The 1060-nt window shown below is 76.5% G+C and carries 2 protein-coding genes; both read right to left on the reverse strand.

Going from position 1 to position 1060, the window contains the following annotated elements; all coding sequences use genetic code 11:
• Positions 1-575, reverse strand: a 575-nt coding sequence (locus tag EAD89_RS30090; RefSeq protein ID WP_305034195.1) for a prephenate dehydratase domain-containing protein, incomplete at its 3' end; no start/stop codon positions are given.
• 9 nt (positions 576-584) lie between these two features.
• A complete protein-coding gene (locus tag EAD89_RS30095; protein ID WP_121678039.1) occupies positions 585-1058 on the reverse strand; it encodes a hypothetical protein in 474 nt (157 codons plus the stop codon).
• Positions 1059-1060 lie beyond the last annotated feature (2 nt).

The following is a 1060-nucleotide window of genomic DNA, read 5'->3' on the forward strand; positions in this document are numbered from 1 at the left end:
GATCGGGGCGGCCCGGGGCGGGAGACGAGCACGAACCGGGTCACCGCGTCGGGATGGTCGGCGATCTTCTCGGCGAGCAGCGCGAGACGGTGCCGAGCCGCCCCGATCGGCGCGCAGATCGCGGCGTCGTACTCGCCCGCTCCGGCGCCGGCGGCGGCCGCGCCGTTGGACAGGACGTCGACCACCACCGCGTCGGGCAGGTGGTCACGCAGCCAGCCCCGGCACTGGGTGGACGCCTGCGGGTGGGCCGCCACGGTGCGGACCGAGGTCAGCGAGGTGCCCGGCCGGGCGCCGAGCACGAACTCCACCGGCAGGATCACCTCCCGGGTGATCACCAGCGGCTCGCCCTCGGCCATCTCGTCCAGGGTGACACCGACCGCGCCGCCGATCGAGTTTTCCAGCGGCACCAGCGCGGCGTCGGCGTCCCCGGCCCGGACGCTGTCCAGCGCCTCCCCGACACTGCGGGCGGGCGTACGGTTGCCGCGCTCGGCGGCGGGGACGGTGCGCAGCGCCTGTTCGGCGAAGGTGCCCTCCGGGCCGAGGTAGACGAAGCGCGTCGGCGGTGTTCCTGGCATGCGGCCAGCCTACGCACCCGGCCCGACGACCGGTCCGGCGTCGCAGGCGAGCGTCTGGATCCCCACCGGACCGGTGGCCCGTACCTCGATGGTGCACACGTCGGTGCCGGCGGTGACCAGTTTCGGCGCGGCGGCCCGACCGCGGGTGACCACCTGGAGTTCCTCGTGCCCCGTCACCTCCAGCACGGTGTACTGCCAGTCGGCGGCGCAGAGCGGCCCGGTGCGGACCCGGACCCGGACGTTGTCCGGCAGCACGCCGCCCCGGCCACGCACCAGCTGGACAACCCGTTGCCCGGTCGGCCCGTTCCGGCAGGCCGTCGCCACCAGCCCGGCATCCGGGGTCGCCGTCGGGGTGTCGACCGGCGGGGTGGCGGGCGCGGTGCTCGGGGTGCCGGTCGGGCCGGGCGTCGTCGGGGCTCCGGTGCCCGTCGGCGCGCTGGACGGGTCCCGCAACTCCGGTGGGGCGCCGCAGCCCGTCAGCACCC

The organism is Micromonospora sp. BL4, from assembly GCF_003667505.1.
Taxonomy (GTDB): Bacteria; Actinomycetota; Actinomycetes; order Mycobacteriales; family Micromonosporaceae; genus Micromonospora.